General features: G+C 67.4%; 11 protein-coding genes. 6 read left to right on the plus strand and 5 right to left on the minus strand.

All coding sequences use genetic code 11. The features are described from left to right. Positions 1-124 precede the first annotated feature (124 nt). A complete protein-coding gene (locus tag C2L71_RS01565) occupies positions 125-904 on the plus strand; it encodes a MerR family transcriptional regulator (protein ID WP_103264024.1) in 780 nt (259 codons plus the stop codon). A 48-nt stretch (positions 905-952) separates the two neighbouring features. Here the strand turns inward: C2L71_RS01565 and C2L71_RS01570 are convergent, their stop codons facing one another. Both C2L71_RS01570 and C2L71_RS01575 read right to left on the minus strand, forming a co-directional pair. Beyond that, positions 953-2,464, minus strand: a complete 1,512-nt coding sequence (locus C2L71_RS01570; protein WP_103264025.1) for an ATP-binding protein — start codon at positions 2,462-2,464, stop codon at positions 953-955. A 59-nt stretch (positions 2,465-2,523) separates the two neighbouring features. Further along, positions 2,524-4,056, minus strand: coding sequence for a vWA domain-containing protein (locus tag C2L71_RS01575; protein WP_103264026.1), 1,533 nt, complete (start codon positions 4,054-4,056; stop codon positions 2,524-2,526). 171 nt (positions 4,057-4,227) lie between these two features. On the opposite strand from C2L71_RS01575, the gene C2L71_RS01580 reads away from it, so the two are divergent. Further along, positions 4,228-6,150, plus strand: coding sequence for a leucine-rich repeat protein (locus tag C2L71_RS01580; protein ID WP_103264027.1), 1,923 nt, complete (start codon positions 4,228-4,230; stop codon positions 6,148-6,150). Between the two features lie 234 nt (positions 6,151-6,384). Beyond that, positions 6,385-8,070: a DNA repair protein RecN gene (gene recN, locus C2L71_RS01585; protein WP_103264028.1), complete on the plus strand. Its 1,686-nt coding sequence runs from the start codon at positions 6,385-6,387 to the stop codon at positions 8,068-8,070. 22 nt (positions 8,071-8,092) lie between these two features. Here the strand turns inward: recN and C2L71_RS01590 are convergent, their stop codons facing one another. The 3 genes from C2L71_RS01590 to C2L71_RS01600 form a co-directional block, all read right to left on the minus strand. Next, positions 8,093-9,577 (minus strand): MFS transporter, encoded by a 1,485-nt coding sequence (locus C2L71_RS01590; RefSeq protein ID WP_103264029.1) that lies wholly within the window; start codon positions 9,575-9,577, stop codon positions 8,093-8,095. Between the two features lie 397 nt (positions 9,578-9,974). Next, positions 9,975-10,502: a PadR family transcriptional regulator gene (locus C2L71_RS01595; RefSeq protein ID WP_103264030.1), complete on the minus strand. Its 528-nt coding sequence runs from the start codon at positions 10,500-10,502 to the stop codon at positions 9,975-9,977. Between the two features lie 84 nt (positions 10,503-10,586). Beyond that, entirely contained in the window at positions 10,587-11,603 is a 1,017-nt protein-coding gene (locus C2L71_RS01600; protein ID WP_157938915.1) for an AraC family transcriptional regulator, read from the minus strand. Positions 11,604-11,653: 50 nt separating this feature from the next. On the opposite strand from C2L71_RS01600, the gene C2L71_RS01605 reads away from it, so the two are divergent. The 3 genes from C2L71_RS01605 to C2L71_RS01615 are packed head-to-tail and all read left to right on the plus strand — an operon-like array spanning position 11,654 to position 14,776. Beyond that, complete coding sequence (locus C2L71_RS01605; protein ID WP_103264032.1) at positions 11,654-12,544, plus strand: energy-coupling factor transporter transmembrane component T family protein; 891 nt, start codon at positions 11,654-11,656, stop codon at positions 12,542-12,544. After that, positions 12,541-14,106, plus strand: coding sequence for an ABC transporter ATP-binding protein (locus tag C2L71_RS01610; RefSeq protein ID WP_103264033.1), 1,566 nt, complete (start codon positions 12,541-12,543; stop codon positions 14,104-14,106). Before C2L71_RS01605 ends, C2L71_RS01610 begins: the two co-directional genes overlap by 4 nt. A 46-nt stretch (positions 14,107-14,152) precedes the next feature. Next, positions 14,153-14,776, plus strand: coding sequence for an MptD family putative ECF transporter S component (locus C2L71_RS01615; RefSeq protein WP_103264034.1), 624 nt, complete (start codon positions 14,153-14,155; stop codon positions 14,774-14,776). Positions 14,777-14,959 lie beyond the last annotated feature (183 nt).

Raw genomic sequence — 14,959 nt, forward strand, 5'->3', positions numbered from 1 at the left:
AACGGTACGAGCATTGTAGCGAATTCCACCCGCACGCAAAAATCTTTTTCCGAGCGCTTGACCCTCACGTAACGGAAGGGTGTAAGGTGCGAATATGATCGCGATCGAAGGAAGGAGGCAGCTCATGGAACGCGAGCAGGCGGAACACGGCTACACGGTGCACGAACTGGCCGCGTTGTCGGGGTGCACGGTGCGCACGTTGCACCACTATGACGAGCTGGGGCTGGTGCGCGCGCAGCGCGCGGCGAACGGATACCGTCGCTACGGGCCCGCCGAGGTTGACCGGCTGCAGCAGGTGCTGCTGTATCGCGAATGCGATATGCCGCTGGCCGACATCGGGCGACTGCTGGACGACCCTGCGTTCGACGCGCGCGATGCGCTGGCCGGCCATCTGCGCGAGCTGCATGCGCGCAAGGAGCGCCTCGACGGATTGATTGCGAGCGTGGAGAAAACGCTCGCCTGTATGGAAGGTTCCACCAGTATGGAAGACCAGGAAAAATTCGAGGCTTTCAAGCAGGGCCTCGTCGACGAGAACGAGCGCCGGTACGGCGAAGAGGTGCGCGAGCGTTGGGGCGACGACGCCGCCGACGCGAGCAACGCGAAGCTCATGGGCATGAGCGTCGAGCAGTACCGTCGAACGCAGGAGCTGGAGCAGGGCGTCAAGGATGCGCTGCAGGCGGCGATAGAGGCGGGTGATCCGGCGGGCGAGGATGCGCTCCGTGCGGCCGACCTGCACCGCCAGTGGCTGTGCGCCTTCTGGAAAGACGGCACGTACTCCAAGGCCGCGCACCGGGGTATCGCTGAAATGTACGTGGCCGACGACCGCTTCAGGGCCTACTACGAAGTTGTCGCTCCCGGCGCCGCCGAATTCCTCCGCGACGCCATCCGAGCCTACTGCGCGTAAAAGGTCCGCGTCCCTCCGCCGTTCGCGGCGGCGGGGCGCGGACGCAGGCTACTCGTCTTCCGTCAAATCCAAACGGTTGATGCGGTCGATCAGATCGGAGCCGCGCTCGTAGAACAGCAGGTCCTCGTTGTGGGCGAAGTAGCGCTCGCAGCCGTGGTCGTTGATGAAGGACATGCCGTAGCGGTTGACGGACAGGTCGGTGACGAGCAGCAGCATCTCCTGGCCGCTGCCGAACGCGTCCTCGACGAACCGGAAAGCGCTGTCGAGCGCGCTCGAGGTGTCTGCGATGCGCGCGTCGAGCGCGTCGACCTGCTCGGCGAACAGCTCCTTGACGCGCGAGAACGGCACGCCGCCGCCCGCCGCGTCGCAGCGCAGCGCGCGATCGACCAGCGCGAGCGTGCGCTCGTACGCCACGTACTTCTCGTCCGACAGCAGCCCCGCCTTGCGCTCGGTGGCCAGCCGCGCTTGCAGCGAGGCGGCTTCCTCGCGCAGCAGGGGCAGCACGTTCACGTCGTCGCCTTCGAGCGCATCGCGCAGCGCGGCAAGCCTGCCATGCATGAACTCTACGGCGCGCTCCTCCAGCACGGTGTCGCGCAGGCGGCTGCCGAGGGCGTCGGTGATGAGGCCCATGAGCGAGACGCGCTCGTCGAAGGCGGCCTCGCGGGCGCGGTCGAGCACGCCCGGCTCGGCTTCGCCGGCCAGGATGCGGTCGATCTGGTAGTCCGCTCGGTACTTCGTGAACAGGTCGTAGTACACGCTGAAGCGCTTCGCGATTTCAGCATTCTGCACGTATTGGCCGATCAGCAGCTCGTCGACGGGGATGCCCCGTTCCTCGTACAGCTTCATCATGGCCGACAGGTCGTCCCAGCCGCGCGCGGTGACGAACGACTTGCCGTCCACGGTGGTCTCCACGCGGTAGAAGTGGTCGCGCTCGATGTCGAGGTAGGTGAGCACGGCGGGATGCACGCCCGTCTCCACGGCGAAGTCGCGCCAGGCGGCGAAGTCGGGCTCCACGTCGATGCGCTTGAGGCGGTCCCATGTGGCGATGTCGAAATCGTGCGCCGTGCGGTTGTACTCGGGCGGGTTACCGGCCGTCACCACGATCCAGCCGTCCGGCACGCGATGGCGTCCGAAGATCTTGTACTGCAAGAACTGCAGCATCGCAGGCGTCAGCGTTTCCGACACGCAGTTGATCTCGTCGAGGAACAGGATGCCCTCGCGCTTGCCGGTGGCCTCCATGGAATCGTACACGGCGGCGATGATCTCGCTCATCGTGTACTCGGACACGTCGTACTCCACGCCGTCGTAGGTCTTCTTCGCGATGAAGGGCAGGCCGAGCGCGCTTTGGCGCGTGTGGTGCGTCATCGAGTACGACACGAACCCCACGTCGAGGTCCTGCGCGATCTGCTCCATGATGGCCGTCTTGCCGATGCCGGGCGCGCCCAGCAGGAACACGGGGCGCTGTCGCTCGGTGGGGAGGCGGTAGGTGCCGAACTCGTCCTTCGAGAAGTAGGCGACCATCGCGTTTTTGATCTGCTGCTTGGCTTGCTGGATGTCCATGCGGTGCTTCCTTTCCAAAATGTCCCAAATGGGGACAGTCCCCATTTGGGACATGTTCCTCAGTCGTTCAGGATGACGGTTTCGCCGAGCTCCACCTTCATGGCCCACGCGGGAACGTGCGGGCTGGCGGCGGCGGATGCGTCGTCGACGAAGACGAACGCGGTATCGTAGTCGGGCTTGCGGGTCGGGTAGGTGCCCTGGCCGTCGGTGAAGTAGATGAGGCCGCCCAGGTTCGTGAGGTCGCCGCGCTCCACGGCGTCGTCGACGTAGGCGAACACGGGGCGGAAGTCGGTGCCTCCCAGCCCCTTGATCTCGAGATCGTCCAGGTAGTCGTCCAGATCACGCAGGTTCGCGATGCGGGCGACGTCCGTGATGGCGGCGTCGCACTGCATGATGAGCACGTTCATGTCGGCGAAGAAGCTCGTTTCCTGCTCGAGGATGGCATACGTCTTCTCGATGAAGTGGCGCACGAGGCCGTCCTTCGTTGAGGCCGACGTGTCGATGGCGATGACGAAGTCGCGGATGCGCTTCTCCTCCACGTACTCGAGCGGCTCGATGAGCGGCAGGTTTCCGTAGCGCTCCAAGCCGTAACAGTAGTAGACGTAGTCGAACTCGTCGTCGTTCACGCGGATCTGCTCGCCCATGCGGGCGAACTTGCGCAGGAATTCGCGGTAGTCCTGCTTCTCGCGCGTGACGGCGCGCAGGTTCATGGCGAGGTTCGCGCCTTTGACGCCCCAGAGCTTGGCGTAGGCGTCCAGCTGCACGCCCATCTCGAGCGCGGCGTTCTTCCATTGTTCGCGCGAGCGGTCGAGGTTTACGGTGTCGGCGAACCGCTCGCCCACGGAGGGCTTGGCGTTCTCGGGCGCTTCCTTCTGCGTTATGTCGTCCGGGTCCATGCCGCGGTGCGAGGCGTGGCTGCGCTTGGCGCTGGCGGCGTCCGGCGGCAGCTCGGCATCGGTGCCGCTCTCGGCGGGCCCGGACGCGGGCGCCGTGGACGAGCCGTCCTCCTGCTCCTCGGCGCGCCGGCCCTCCTCGGAGACGTCGCCCTCGCCCTCGGCGGCCATCAGGCGGTACCAGGGATCGTGGTCGTCCACGTAGAAGGGAGCGCGCAGCTCGGCCAGCTCGGAGGCGTCCAGGCCCTCGTCCTGCAAATAGCGGTACACCGTCTCGGCGGTGGCCAACGGCAATGCCGCGTCGATGCGGGCGAGCGCGGCCTGCTGCCGCGTGGCGCGCGCGGTGCGGGTGGCGGGCAGGTCGAGCTCGGCGATGGTGCGCTCCGCGACGATGTCGCAGGCCGCGTCCCAGCGCGCCGCGTCGACATGCGGCCCGGGATAGAGGTGGAGGAACACGTTGTGCAGCACGATGTGAAGGTAGGCGCGGGTGAGCTCGGTCGGCTCGGCAGCGTAAAGGCGTGCGAGCGAGGCGGGATCGTAGCGGAGGTGTGCGCCGTCGGTGGCGAGCGTGGAGCCCGCGACGGGGAAGGGATGCAGGCGCGCGAACGCGGCGTTCATGAAGCGCAGGTTCACGAGCAGTGCGTTTTTCGCGAGGTCGAGGGCTTGGCGGGCAAGCGGACCTGCGGCATCGGACGCCATGGGGCCTCCTTCGACGGCGTTGCATGCTGCGGCGAGCGGCATGCTCGTTGCATGTGCGCGCGGCGCGCGTCGGCTTAACGCTTGCCATCGCTGCCACGCGCAGTGTAGCATGGGAAAAGCGGGCGGTAAACACGCAGCGTAGCGATAAGTTTTGGGAGGTAGCACGAAACTATGCCTACGGATGATCTGGTGTTCTACGATATAGAAACCCCTATCGACGAACTAATTGTGCAAGTGCACGAAAATGAGCTGGCGTTGGCGCCCTCCGAGGTCGACGTGGTGGACGCAGCGCGCGCGATCGATGGCGAGGTGTGGTCTCCGCAGCTGCCGCCGTACCGGGCGTGGGCGGCGCAGGGCGGTGAGAAGGGTGCTGACGGCGACCTGCTGGTGGTGGGATCGTTGGGCATGGGGCTTTCGGATGAGGAGCGCGAAGCGCTGCTCGCCCAGGCCACCGAGCGGGAGCGGCGAGGGGACGCGGCTCGTGCGCAGGACGCGCGGCTGGAGGCCGTCGACCTGCGCGGGGCGCTGCGCGTGCGTCGCGACGAGGACGGTTACGCCATCGTCGCGGTAGACCTGCGGCGTTTCGCGTCGGCCGTCGGGCGCAGCGAGTGCCTCGTGGTGAACCTTCCCGCGTACCTCGGCGGCGTGCCGGTGGTGCGCATCGCGGCCGAGGCGTTCGCTCGTCGTTTTGTGCAGGGTGTGGGGGTGCGTTTGCTCGCGATTCCCGATACGGTGGAGCGCATCGGCGCGAACGCGTTTCTGGCGCTGTCGGTGCAGCATATACACGTGGGCGCGGGCGTGCGCATTCTGGGCGAGCAGCCGTGCGACCTCGCTGGCGTGTCGCCGCGCCTCAAGCGGCGCGAGTATTCCGTCGACGTGCGCAACGAGCGGTTCAGCTCGCGCGACGGCAACCTGTTCGCCGATGGCGGGGCGACGCTCTTGTTCCTGGCCTCGCCGTACGACGAGCGCATTGAATTGCCGAAGGGCGTGGAGTGCATCGGCGCGGCGGCGTTCGCCGCCGGATGCGAGCCCCCTTCGGTAGTGTCGTGCCCGGCGACGCTCGCGCGCGTGGACGCGAAGGGCTGGGACGATGCCGTGTGGCTGTGCCCGCCCGAGGCGCCGGCGCACCGCCCGCTCGCGGCGCGCGGCGTGCGGCTGGCGGGTCTGCAGGCGGTGGAGCTCGACGGGTGCTGGTACGACTTCGACGGCGCGGGGGCGGTGCTGGTGGCCGGGCCGCCCGCGCCCACCTCGGTGTCGAAGCGGTTCGCAGCGGCGGCAGCCGTGCGCGCGGCGACCCTGCGCGGGCAGAGCGCGGTGGAGCAGGCGCCGTCGCCGGGGCAGGTGGCGCATTCGGCCGCGCATTCGGTCGCGCCGGAAGACGTGCTCGTGCTGCCGCGCGCGGTGGAGGGCCGGCCGCTCGTGCGCGTGGGCGTGCGCGCGCTGCCGTACGCTCCCGCATCGCTCGTGGTGGCCGACACCGTGCGCGTCGTCGAGCGCGACAACGCATGCCGCAACGCGAAGCGGCTCGCGCTTCCCGAGGGCCTCGAGGTCATCGGCGCGCACTGCTTCTGCTCGCGCATCCTCGAGGGGCCCGTGTCCGTTCCGGCCAGCGTGCGCTCCATCGGCGAGGGCAGCTTCGAGTACGCGGTGTGCCGCCTCGAGCACACGGGGACGATCGTGCACGTATCGGCCGACCAGCTGCTCACGTGCTTTCTGACGGACGCGGCGGACGGCGTGCCGTTCGACTACGGCCGCTACGACGAGCAGTTGCGCTCGGGAAAGAACCTGCCGGACAAGCTGGGCGCGGTGCTGCATCGGCTGACCGTGCCGTACCGCTTGGAGGACGCGACGCGCACGGCGCTCGTGGCGTATCTGCGAGATCACGAGCGTGAGGCTCAGGAGCGCGTGGCGCAGGAGGGCGACCGGGCGATGGTGGAGGCGCTTGTGCGGGACGGTTTCGTCGACGAGCGCACGTTCGACCGGCAGATCGAGCTTTTGCGCGCCTGCAACCGCACCGACTGCGTGCTCTACCTCATGGAGCAGCACCGCGCCCAGACCAAGCCGGCGAGCGTGAAGGATCGCTTCGCCCTGTAGGGTGGCCGCTCTCCTTCGACAGCAGCGCGAGAACCGCTTGAGCACCGTGCGAGGGCGGCGCGTGAACCGCGTGAGATCAATGCGAGGGCTGCGTGCGGTCCACGCGAGAGCTGCATGGAAGCGGCGTGGGAATCGCGATGGGTTTGCGGACCGGGGGATTCTGCTTCAGAGCGACTCTTCGGCGCTGGTATACTTGATGGTTCCAGAACGATCGAAGGTGTGAAGAGGTGCGCGATGATCGATGAGATCCAGGTTGAGAACCTCGCGTTGATCCGCGAGGCGACGCTCGTGCCGGCGCGCGGGCTGACCGTGCTCACGGGCGAGACGGGCGCCGGCAAGACGGCGCTGCTCTCGGCGTTGAAGCTGCTCATGGGCGCGCGCGCCGACAAGGACGCCGTCCGCGACGGCGAAGAGTCCCTCGCCGTGTCGGGGCGGTTCTACGGCATCGCCTCCGCCGACGGCACCGAAGCCGATGCTGCCCTGGCTGCGGGCGACTTCGATGACCTCCGCGAACTCGTGGCCACCCGCCGCGTGACGGCGGACGGCCGCTCGCGCGTATCCATCGACGGCCGCATGGCCAGCGTCGGCGAACTTGCCCGCGCCGTGGCTCCCACCATCGACCTGTGCGGCCAGCACGAGCACCAGCAGCTCATGAAGACCTCCCAGCATGTGCGCATGCTCGACGCTTGGGCGGGCGAAGCGGTGGCGCAGGCGCACGCTGCGTACGAGGAAGCGTTCGCGACGGCGAACGCGGCTGCGGCCGAGCTGGCGCGCGTGCGCGAGGCGGGCGAGGCCTCGTCGGCCAAGCTCGACGAGGCGCGCTTCGTGCTGCAGCGCATCGACGCGGTGGATCCGCGCGAAGGCGAATACGACGAGCTGCTCGAGGAGCTCGCGCGCGTCGAGCACGCCGAGACGCTGGCCGTGTCCGCGAATACGGCGCACGAGGCGCTTGCGGGCGAGCAAGGGGCCATCGACGCGCTGGGCAGCGCCATCTCGGCGCTCGACGGTGCAGCTCGCTTCGATGCGAGGCTCGGCGAGTTCGCCGACGCGCTGCGTGAGGCGGGCTACGTTTTGGAGGACATGGCGCGCGAGACGCGCGACTACCGCGAGGGCGTGGAGTTCGATCCCGAGGTATTGGCTCAGCAGCAGGAGCGCATGGCCTCGCTGCAGGGGCTTTTGCGCATGTACGGCCCGCGCATGGAGGACGTGCTCGCGCGTCGCGCCGAGGCAGCCGACCTCGTGTCGCTCGTGGACGACGCCGCCGAGCGCGAACGCGCGGCGCAGCAGGGGCTCGATCGCGCCGAGGAGGCGCTTGCGCAGGCGGCGGCAGCGCTGTCCGAGGCGCGCGCCGAGGCCGCGCCGCGGTTCGCCGAGGCCGTGTGCGCGCAGATGGACCGCCTGGAAATGGGCGGCGCGCAGCTCGTGTGCGACCTCGCGCCGCTCGAGCGCGGCCAGTGGACGAAGGTGGGGCCGCAAGCGGTGGAGTTCCTGTTCCGCCCGGGTGCCGGGATGCAGGCGCGCCCGCTCGCGCGCATCGCGTCGGGAGGCGAGGTCAGCCGCGTCATGCTGGCGGTGAAGGTGGTGCTCGGCGAGGCGGACGAGGTGGACACGCTCGTGTTCGACGAGGTGGACGCCGGCGTGGGCGGCTCGACCGCCGTGGCCTTGGCCGACGTGCTCGCCGACCTTGCGCGCACGCACCAGGTGATCGTCGTCACGCACCTCGCGCAGGTGGCCGTCCGCGGCCAGGCTCACTACGTGGTGCAGAAGGCGGCGGGGGACGAGGGCGCCATGCCCGAGACCGATCTGCGCCAGCTGGACAGCGCCGAGCGACCCGCCGAGATCGCGCGCATGCTGTCGGGCGACGCCACGGAGACGTCGCTCGCCCATGCGCGCGAGCTGCTCGAGCGGGCCGCCGACTAACGCGTGCCCGTCGCCTCGCCCTCTACCTGCGACGCTCGATGAGCCGCGGAAGCGTGCCCGACAGCACGAGCCCGGCGATGCCCGCGCCGACGCAAAGCGCGAATACGGGCAGCGCCGCGCTCGGATACGATGCGCCGGCAACCGCGCCGCATGCCGCCGATCCCACGGTGCCGCCCAGCCCGCGGAAGAACAGCGCGAGGGAGGTGACCTTGCCCATGTCGCGCGGCTCCACGGCGGTTTGGGCGGCGATGTTGGTCATGGGCATGTTCACGCCGATGCCGAATCCCAGCACCGCCGACGAGCACGCGAGCTGCACCATGCCGGTTGCAGGGCCCACGAGGCACAGCAGCAGCGCTCCGATGCCCAGCACGAGGAACCCGATACGGCTGATAGCGCGCATTCTCCCGTTCCTGCCGAACACCCGCCCCGCCAACGTGCTGCCCACCACGAGCGCCAGCGTCATGGGGATGGTGGCCAGCGCCGAGGCGGTCGACGAGAGCCCGAGCCCTTCCTGCACGAACCGCGGCACGAACATCACGCCGACCAGTAGGGCGAACTGCGAGCAGAACCCCATCGCCACCGCCCCGTTCACTTGCGTGCGGCGGAAGAGCCGAACCGGTACGATGGCGTGATCGCGGCGTCGTTCGACCAGCACGAGCACCGCGATCATGACGACGGCCGTCGCGAGGAGCCCGAAGAACGGTCCGGAGAACCAGGAGAGGGCGCTGCCGGTCAAGCTGAACGCAAGCGTGAGCGGCACGATGGCGGCGGCTGCGCACACGGCGCCGGGCAGGTCGAACGACCGCTCCGCATGGGCTTGCTTCCCGGGAAGGAACCGCACCACCAGCACGAGCGCCACGATGCTCAATGGCAGGTTGACGAGGAATATCCAGTGCCAGCCAACCGTGTCGGCGATCAGCCCGCCTGCCAGCGGCCCTGCGATGGAGGCCAGGCCGTACATGGATGAGAGGATGCCCATGTACTTCCCGCGCACGCGCGGCTCGAACAGCTCGGCCATAGCGATGAACATGCCGGCCTCCACGAGCCCGCCTCCCACGCCCTGTACGGCGCGCCATGCCGTGAGCACGTCGAGGCTGTTCGAAAGCGCGCAACCGGCCGATGCGACGGCGAACACGCTGATGCCGCAGGCGAACACCCACTTGTGGCCGAAGCGCGTCGCGCATGCGCCGCACAAGAGCGTCGCCAGCGTGCAGGTGAGCAGGTACGAGGTGAACGGCCAAGTATAGTGGTCGAAGCTGCCCAGGCCGGCGGCGATCTTCGGCATGGCAGTGCTCACGATGGTGGCATCGAGCGCTGCCATGAACAGGCTCAGCGCCAGTCCTCCCAGCACGGCGGCGGTAGGGAAGGGCTTGCTCTCCGCCTGCGCCCGCCCGTTGCGTCGCGCTGCACCGGTCGCCGCGCCCTCGAGCGCCCTCTTGCGCGCGGTTGCGGCCGATGCGCGCGCTCCCGCGCCGAGCGCCTGTTCCCTCAGGTCTTGCACGTCCATGATTTCTCCTATCTACAATACTACTATCAATGATAGTTAATGCTTAAAAAAGAAACCGGTCGACCCGGTTTTATGCTCATTGCAGATTCAGCGCCCTGCTTGCGCCGCGCATCATCGGCATTCTGCCTGCGTTCCGTTTGCCATCCCTTCCTCCTTCTCCCTGTCGCTCGATTTCCCTCAACTGGGTTTTCCGATCCGACCTCTTCGGTTCGATCTCCTTTTTCGTCCGAATCTCGCTCGTCCCCCAGCTCTCACAGGCCCTCCGTCCCTCTTGTTGCGCCTGCGAAAAAGACTGTTGGATCGATAAGGGATTCGCAGGTGCAACAAACGGTCAAATATGTCGCAGAAGAGTGTGCCGTATATGTTTCACGTGAAACATTCGTTCGCGTTTTGCATGTCAAGCCTCGCCGTACAGATCCTTCTCGAACTGCTCGAGGTGCTTCGCGACCAAGCGGTACGTGTCAGCACACAGCTCCATAGTCGCTCGCGCCTCGAGGCGTTCGTATGCGGGTATGAGCGCGTCCACGCGCTCTGCCGTGCTTCGGTGCGTCTCGATGAGCTCGTCGATGAGGGCGCGGCCGGTCTTCTGGTCTACGAGGCTGATGTTCGCCAAGACGGGCAGGAAGCCGAAGTCCACGCGCGCGGGCAGCGCGGCGGCCTCGTCCATGAGCTCGGCGAAGCGCTCGCGCCCCTTGTCCGTGATGGTGTACACCGTCTTCTCGGGCATCTCGCCCTCCTTGACGACGGTGCCGTCGGCGTAGCCTTCTTCGCACAGGCGGATGACGTTGCGATACACCGACGGCGAGCTGATGCGTATCCAGCGGCGGACGTTGCGTTCTTCCAACGTCTTGTCCATCTCGTACGCGCTCATCGGCCGTTCGATGAGCGCGCCCAGGATCATGATCTCGATCGAGTGGCTGGCCATTTTTCTGGGTCCCTTCGGTTTTCGTAGGCAAGGGAAATACTATCACTGATAGTATAAAATGCAAGGAGAGAGCCTGCAGAAATCTCACCGACGGAGGGCTCGAGCGCTCGCACGCCACTCTCGGGGCGGGAGGCCACATCGGGCACGAAACGCTTCGGAGAAGCTGCTCTGACGGGAATAACCCACGCGAGCGGCGATTTCGGCCAGAGACAGGTCGGTGGTCTCGAGCAGCTCGCAGGCGTGATGTATGCGCACATCGCGCGCATACTCCTGCGGCGTCATGCCGCAGGATAACCTGAACAACTCGATGAGCTTGCTCGTTCCCACGCAAGTCGCGCGGCAGAGCTCCTCGGTGGTGACGGGGCGCGCGAGGTCTTGTTGGATGAGATGCTGGGCAACCGCCACTGCGGCGACATCGTCTGCCGAGAGCGCGATGGGCGCGCGGCCGCATGCAAGCCGCCAGTCCACGATGAGCGCGCACGCTTCCACTACTTTGCTCTCGTAAAACGCCTCCGCCACGACGGCGCTCGGTCGGGCTTGCCGCATGTCGTCGAGCAGGGAGGGCAGCCTGGCGGGGCAGGACGTGCCGTCGAGTGCGGTGATAGCCGCGCTCAGCACCACGGGATCGCAGTGCAGCCGCAGGCTGACGTCGCGCAGCGCCTCGGGCAAGAGCATGACGAACGTCTCTCCCAACCTCACACCACCCTGCACCCGTTGATGGTAGGGAGCATGCTTCCAGGCGTGCCCTACCACGGTGCGGTCGGGCAGCGTCGGCTCGATACCCAAGTAGGGGAGCATCCCCTGGTTGTAGGAGCCGAAGTAGAAGCAATCGGCCGCGTCGCAGAAGAATTCGCCCTCCTTGCGAAGCGTAAAGTCGAACGCGCCCACCGCTAGGCGGTTGCCGATGGGAAAGTACCAGAAGAAGCCCTTGCCGATCGCCGGATCAATCAGCCACAGGAGTCCTTGCCGCTCGTGTGCGGCCGCGTCGACCAGCACGCCGCCGAGTTGCCGTACCTGCGGCTCGAACAGCGTGTCGATGGCCCCGCCGGCCCCGCGGGCCGTTTCGGCGCGATTCTTGAAGTTTTCGGCGGGATTGCGCATAGGCGCCTTCCTCCTTCCCGCTTCCCCGATGGACGCTAGCATAGTTAACCATGGATAACAATAATACTACAAACAGGGCCTCGGGGGAACCGTCTGCCCATGGCGCGAACGCAGCACCGTCATTTGCCTGCGCCGCCACTTTGAAAGCTGCGGGCGCAACGAGGTCGTTGCATGCGGGTGGCGGGGATGCCTACGCCGCGAAAGCGCCGGAGCGGGCCTGCGGCAGGGCTGCGGCAGTACCGGCCGCGCACCGGATTGATCCCCGTGTCTCATTGGTTTGCATTCTGTTGATCGGCCTGTCCACGTTCGCTTCCGCATCGGTGGCGGTTGAGTTGGCAGCGATGGGCGGGTGTGTGCTCGCCGGAATCTGGAGCGGGCGGCCCTCCTCGGCCCTGCGCTGGACTGCGGCCTGGGCGGTGCTGTTCGCCCTCTGTTGGCTGTGCGCGCACTCGGGCGTGGTGCTCATGGCCGTGGGCGCCTCGTTGGCGATGCTGCGCCGCATGCTGTGCGCCTTCATGATGGCTGCGAACATGGTGGGCACCACGCGTACCGGGGAGCTCGCCTACAGCCTGCAGCGCCTCGGCCTGCCGAAGCGGGTGTCGGCGGCGCTGTGCGTGATGCTGCGCTTCGCTCCCACGCTCGGCCAGGAGTTCGGCGCGGTACTTGATGCCATGAAGGTGCGCGGTATCGCGCTCTCGCCGGCACGTGTTTTGCGGCATCCTGTGCAGGTGGTCGAGAACCTGCTGGTGCCAGTGGTGGGACGTGTGGGTATCGTGGCCGATGAGCTGGCGAATGCGGCGGCCGTGCGCGGCATCGACGCGCCGAATCGGCGCACGAGCTATTACGAGCTGCATATCGGTGCGGCCGATGCGCTGCTGCTTGCGTACTTCGTCGCGCTTGCGGGCGTGTCTGTGGCGCTGGGCGCGGGGGTGCTGACATGACGGCGTCGCAGAAGCTGCGCGATGGCGTGGCCGTGGAATTCCATGGAGTGGCGTTCTCCTATGCCGATGCGGAAGGAAACCTGTTCGAGCCGGTGTTGAAGGGTGTGAACCTGTCTGTTGCGCGAGGGCAGTGCGTGGCGGTGACGGGTTGTTCTGGCTGCGGAAAGACCACGCTCATGCGCCTGGTGAACGGGCTGGCGCCCCAAGCCTACGACGGGGAGCTTTCCGGTACGGTACGCGTGCTGGGGCAGGATGCGGCCGACTTGGGCATCGAGGGGCTCTCGCTGTGCGTGGGCTCCGTGTTCCAGAATCCGCGCAGCCAGTTCTTCAACCTGGACACCACCTCCGAGATCGCCTTCGGGTGCGAGAACGCGGGCCTGCCGCACGATGAGATTCACCTCCGCGTTCGTGGCGCCGCGGCCGACCTGGACATCTCCCATCTGCTCGACCGTGACATCCGGAAGCTTTCTGGAGGACAGCGCCAGATGGTGGCCCTTGCGTCGGTGCATGCGTTGGGTCCGGAGGTGTTCGCTCTTGACGAGCCCACGGCCGCACTTGATGTGGCGTCCATGCGCACCCTTGCGCATCTCGTTCGGCGTCTGAAAGAGCTGGGGCGTACGGTGATCGTTTCCGAGCACCGGCTGTGGTGGCTGCGGGGGATAGCCGATCGGGTGGTGCATATGGAGAACGGGCGCATCGCCCACGACTGGGTGGCTGCGGAATTCGAGCGCCTGTCCATGCGCGAGCTTCACCGGATGGGCCTGCGGGCCTGGTGCATCGAGGATGCCTGCGCCGAAGACGTGCCGACGGCCAAGCAGGATCCCTCCGCTCCCATGCCTGCTCCGGGCGCCGCCTCCGCTGCAGCGCTCTCGTTCAGCGACCTTCGTGCGGGCTATCGTCGCGGCGGCGATGTGCTGCGCGGGGCCGCCGGCGTGTTCGCGCCTCGGCGTATTGCGGCTTTGGTGGGAGGCAACGGCGCGGGGAAGTCGACGCTTGCGCGCTGCTTGGCCGGGTTGCATCGCGAGCGCGCGGGACAGGTGGCGTTCGGGGGTCGATCGGTGCCATATCGCAGACGGGCCGGCCGGGCGTTCCTGGTGATGCAAGAACCGGGCTACCAGCTGTTCGCCCATACGGCCGCATGCGAGCTGGAAGCGGCCGCGGCTCGCCGCCTCGGCCGCGGCAAGGCGGCACGGATGGCAGCCAGTGAGGCACTCGACCGTTTTGGCCTGGCGCATCTGGCCGAGCGGCATCCGCTGTCGCTCTCGGGCGGCGAGCGCCAGCGACTGGCCATTGCGGCTGGCGTGCTGCAGGGGGCCCGCGTTCTGGTGCTAGACGAACCCACGAGCGGGCTCGATTTCGCCAACATGCAGGCCGTCGCCAGAGAGCTTGCGCGCGTGCGCGACGGCGGCACGTGCGTGACGGTGATCACGCACGACTACGAGTTCATCGTCGCCGCATGTGACGAGGTGGCCGTGGTGGCGGATGGCCGTGTGAGCGTCCAGGAGCCGCTTGCGCGAGCGAACTTGCCCGCCGTGCGCCGCATGCTCGGCTTCGACGGGTGATGAACTCGCGTACTTCGGCAATACTTCCGATGAAAGGAGTTCTTGTATGGAATCGACAGCAACGAAAGGGCGCACGCTCGCCCGCGTCACCCGGCTTACCGGTCGCGACTACGTGGTGCTCGCCGTATTCGGCGTGCTTCTGTTCGCGGTGTTCATGGCCTTCTCGATAGTGTGTTCCCTCAGTGCCACCACGTCTTGGTTCACTCATGGGGTGGGCGCTGTTCCGGCCGGCATCGTGTGGACGTATGTGCTGGCCCGTGTTCCAAAACGCGGCGCGGTGGCGCTCATGTGTCTGCTGGTGGCGATTCTCGGCCTGGTTATGGGCATGTTCTGGACAGGCCCTCTGGGCATCGCCCTCGGCGGTGTGGTGGCCGAGCTCGTGTTGGGCGCGCCGGGCAAGCGCACTGCCTTTCGCCGTGTGGCGGCGTTCGTCGCCTTCGTCGTGTGCTTCTGGGCGGGGCATGTCTCGCTTATCTACCTCACGGGCCAGGCGTACGTGGACATGGTTGTGGCCTCGGGTATGACGGCCGAGTACGGCCAGCAGCTCGTCGACTTCATGTACGGCCCGCTCGCCCTGGTGGCGCTTGCAGCAGCCGTGGTGGGTCCTATCGTCGGCGGTCTTTTAGGAGAGCGCGTGTTCAAGAAGCATTTCGCGCGGATGGGTGCCTAGGCGCATCGAGGTGAGCCGACGCGGCCTCGGCAGGCTGCGTTCGAAGAGAGGAAGGAAGCATCATGACAGAAGCAGCAACGGCAGCTGGCGCGCTACATGGGACCGCCAGCTCCGGTGGGACGACTCCGCCGGCGGGAGCCCCCGCCGCGGCGGGGGCAGGGAGCGGACGCGCGCCGGCGACTG

Source organism: Enteroscipio rubneri (genome assembly GCF_002899715.1).
In the GTDB taxonomy this organism is placed as follows: Bacteria; Actinomycetota; Coriobacteriia; order Coriobacteriales; family Eggerthellaceae; genus Enteroscipio; species Enteroscipio rubneri.

Coding starts and splice junctions, on each gene's coding strand:
- C2L71_RS01565 (WP_103264024.1), top strand. CDS start 125: ATGGAACGCGAGCAGGCGGAACACGGCTACACGGTGCACGAACTGGCC.
- C2L71_RS01570 (WP_103264025.1), bottom strand. CDS start 2,464: ATGGACATCCAGCAAGCCAAGCAGCAGATCAAAAACGCGATGGTCGCC.
- C2L71_RS01575 (WP_103264026.1), bottom strand. CDS start 4,056: ATGGCGTCCGATGCCGCAGGTCCGCTTGCCCGCCAAGCCCTCGACCTC.
- C2L71_RS01580 (WP_103264027.1), top strand. CDS start 4,228: ATGCCTACGGATGATCTGGTGTTCTACGATATAGAAACCCCTATCGAC.
- recN (WP_103264028.1), top strand. CDS start 6,385: ATGATCGATGAGATCCAGGTTGAGAACCTCGCGTTGATCCGCGAGGCG.
- C2L71_RS01590 (WP_103264029.1), bottom strand. CDS start 9,577: ATGGACGTGCAAGACCTGAGGGAACAGGCGCTCGGCGCGGGAGCGCGC.
- C2L71_RS01595 (WP_103264030.1), bottom strand. CDS start 10,502: ATGGCCAGCCACTCGATCGAGATCATGATCCTGGGCGCGCTCATCGAA.
- C2L71_RS01600 (WP_157938915.1), bottom strand. CDS start 11,603: ATGCGCAATCCCGCCGAAAACTTCAAGAATCGCGCCGAAACGGCCCGC.
- C2L71_RS01605 (WP_103264032.1), top strand. CDS start 11,654: ATGGATAACAATAATACTACAAACAGGGCCTCGGGGGAACCGTCTGCC.
- C2L71_RS01610 (WP_103264033.1), top strand. CDS start 12,541: ATGACGGCGTCGCAGAAGCTGCGCGATGGCGTGGCCGTGGAATTCCAT.
- C2L71_RS01615 (WP_103264034.1), top strand. CDS start 14,153: ATGGAATCGACAGCAACGAAAGGGCGCACGCTCGCCCGCGTCACCCGG.